This window comes from Neorhizobium huautlense (assembly GCF_030811685.1).
Taxonomy (GTDB): Bacteria; Pseudomonadota; Alphaproteobacteria; order Rhizobiales; family Rhizobiaceae; genus Neorhizobium; species Neorhizobium huautlense_A.
Genome location: NZ_JAUSRF010000041.1, coordinates 1 through 3,481, shown reverse-complemented (window position 1 = coordinate 3,481; position 3,481 = coordinate 1). Strand labels below are relative to the sequence as shown.

Sequence of the window (3,481 nt, the reverse complement as noted above, 5' to 3'; positions counted from 1 at the left end):
CATTGCCTTTAAAAGACCTGGCAGCGACCTACTCTCCCGCGTCTTAAGACGGAGTACCATTGGCGCTGGGGCGTTTCACGGCCGTGTTCGGAATGGGAACGGGTGCGGCCGCCCCGCCATGACCACCAGGTCATTTAAGGGCAATGTGAAGAGAAGCTGGCAGGCTTTTGCCTGTTTTTAGTTGAACACGTCTGATGCTTCATTGCCCGCCTTTGGCGGGCAGATGAGCATTGATCAATGGGAACGATTAAGCCAATCGGGCTATTAGTAAGGCTAAGCTTCATGCATTGCTGCACTTCCACACGCCTCCTATCAACGTGGTCGTCTTCCACGGCCCTGATAGGGAATACTCGTTTTCAGGTTGGTTTCCCGCTTAGATGCCTTCAGCGGTTATCCATTCCATATATAGCTACCCTGCTATGCCGTTGGCACGACAACAGGTCCACCAGAGATATGTCCATCCCGGTCCTCTCGTACTAGGGACAGATCCTGTCAATATTCCTACACCCACGGCAGATAGGGACCGAACTGTCTCACGACGTTCTGAACCCAGCTCACGTACCGCTTTAATTGGCGAACAGCCAAACCCTTGGGACCTGCTCCAGCCCCAGGATGCGATGAGCCGACATCGAGGTGCCAAACAACCCCGTCGATATGGACTCTTGGGGGTCATCAGCCTGTTATCCCCGGCGTACCTTTTATCCGTTGAGCGATGGCCCTTCCACGCGGGACCACCGGATCACTATGACCGACTTTCGTCTCTGCTCGACTTGTCAGTCTCGCAGTCAGGCGGGCTTATGCCATTGCACTCGACGACCGATTTCCGACCGGTCTGAGCCCACCATCGCGCGCCTCCGTTACTCTTTCGGAGGCGACCGCCCCAGTCAAACTACCCACCATACACTGTCCCGGATCCGGATAACGGACCGCGGTTAGACATCCATGACGATAAGGGTGGTATTTCAAGGATGGCTCCACGAAGACTGGCGTCCCCGCTTCAAAGCCTACCACCTATCCTACACATGCCGACACGAATGCCAGTGTAAAGCTATAGTAAAGGTGCACGGGGTCTTTCCGTCTAACCGCAGGAACCCCGCATCTTCACGGGGAATTCAATTTCACTGAGTCTATGCTGGAGACAGCGGGGAAGTCGTTACGCCATTCGTGCAGGTCGGAACTTACCCGACAAGGAATTTCGCTACCTTAGGACCGTTATAGTTACGGCCGCCGTTTACTGGGGCTTCGATTCAGAGCTTGCACCCCTCCTCTTAACCTTCCAGCACCGGGCAGGCGTCAGACCCTATACGTCGTCTTTCGACTTCGCAGAGCCCTGTGTTTTTGATAAACAGTCGCTACCCCCTGGTCTGTGCCACCCCAAAATAGTTGCCTACATTGGGGTCACGCTTCTTCCGAAGTTACGCGTGCAATTTGCCGAGTTCCTTCAGCATAGTTCTCTCAAGCGCCTTGGTATACTCTACCTGACCACCTGTGTCGGTTTCGGGTACGGTCTATAATGGTGGAGCTATTTCCTGGAACCGCCCCGCCGCACTTCCAATCCAATAAGAAAGTACGACTTACGCGATCCGTCACTACCACCAGGCCCACGAATATTAACGTGGTTTCCATCACCTACGCATTTCTGCCTCGGCTTAGGGGCCGGCTAACCCTGCTCAGATTAACTTTAAGCAGGAACCCTTGGTCTTTCGGCGAGAGGGTCTCTCACCCTCTTTATCGTTACTCATGTCAACATTCGCACTTCCGATATCTCCAGGGGTCCTCACGGATCCCCCTTCACAGACTTACGGAACGCTCCGCTACCACGTGCAGTAAACTGCACATCCTCAGCTTCGGTGCATGGCTTTAGCCCCGTTACATTTTCGGCGCAAAGACCCTTATTTAGACCAGTGAGCTGTTACGCTTTCTTTAAATGATGGCTGCTTCTAAGCCAACATCCTGGTTGTTTTGGGATCCTCACATCCTTTCCCACTTAGCCATGACTTGGGGACCTTAGCTGGAGGTCAGGGTTGTTGCCCTTTTCACGACGGACGTTAGCACCCGCCGTGTGTCTGCCGACTAGTACTCCTCGGTATTCGGAGTTTGGTTAGGATCAGTAAGACGGTGAGTCCCCATAGCCCATCCAGTGCTCTACCCCCGAGGGTATTCGGTCGACGCTCTACCTAAATAGATTTCGCGGAGAACCAGCTATCTCCGAGTTTGATTGGCCTTTCACCCCTAGCCACAAGTCATCCCAATCTATTGCAACAGATGCGGGTTCGGCCCTCCAGTTGGTGTTACCCAACCTTCAGCCTGCTCATGGCTAGATCACTCGGTTTCGGGTCTAATGCAACTAACTGAACGCCCTGTTCAGACTCGCTTTCGCTGCGCCTACACCTACCGGCTTAAGCTTGCTAGTTACACTAAGTCGTTGACCCATTATACAAAAGGTACGCCGTCAGCGTTTCCGCCTCCGACTGCTTGTAGGCATCCGGTTTCAGGTTCTATTTCACTCCCCTTGTCGGGGTGCTTTTCACCTTTCCCTCACGGTACTTGTTCGCTATCGGTCATGCACGAGTACTTAGGCTTGGAGAGTGGTCTCCCCATGTTCAGACAGGATTTCACGTGTCCCGCCCTACTCAAGGACAATGTCTGTTCTACGCTTACGGGACTATCACCCACTATAGTCAGGCTTTCCAACCTGTTCAGCTTTATTCAACATTGCCACTGGCCTGGTCCGCGTTCGCTCGCCACTACTTGCGGAGTCTCGGTTGATGTCCTTTCCTTCAGGTACTTAGATGTTTCAGTTCCCTGAGTTCGCTTCTTACACCCTATGTATTCAGGTGTAGATACCTTATAACAATACCTAGAAACCTAAACCGTACCGAAGTACGACTTAAACTTTCTAGGTATTTAAGGTGGGTTGCCCCATTCGGAGATCCATGGATCAAAGCTTATTCGCAGCTCCCCACGGCTTTTCGCAGCGTATCACGTCCTTCTTCGCCTGTGCATGCCAAGGCATCCACCAAATGCCCTTACGACACTTAATCGTTCTCATTGCCAATGCTCATCAATATAGCCTGCCCTTTCGAGCAAACAGCCGGGCTACCTTTTACAACCCAACCATCTCATGATGCCATCGACGTGTTCTTTATAGATCAGGTCACTTTATCGGGGCCACGCCGAGCGGCCCGCTTGTGCCTGATCAAAGACCAGCTTCTCGAGATTAAATCCGGGTCCGCGCGGTTAGCAAACGGACATCAATAAGTCGTCAGATGATCCAAAAGGATCAAACAACGACCGACCAGAGTGACAAGCTTCCTTTCTCCACTGAACCCTCCATCGTATCCAGTCGGCTAGACCATCAACGACATCATAAGGATCAGCTTCAAACTCGGACCTAAATCCGAACCTGGAAGCCTCCAGATCAATCTTCTCTTCACGATTTTTGCAGAACAGGCACAACGCAAATGCGATGTGCAAACTT

1 protein-coding gene and 2 rRNA genes are annotated in these 3,481 nt (G+C 52.4%); all 3 read right to left on the bottom strand.

All coding sequences use genetic code 11. From position 1 onward, the window contains the following. Window positions 1-15: 15 nt before the first annotated feature. Window positions 16-130: ribosomal RNA gene (gene rrf / locus J2T09_RS27490) — 5S ribosomal RNA — on the bottom strand. Between the two features lie 113 nt (window positions 131-243). Then, window positions 244-3,044: ribosomal RNA gene (locus J2T09_RS27485) — 23S ribosomal RNA — on the bottom strand. Between the two features lie 196 nt (window positions 3,045-3,240). Then, on the bottom strand, window positions 3,241-3,481 hold a 241-nt coding region (locus J2T09_RS27480), incomplete at its 5' end, for a hypothetical protein (protein WP_306840270.1).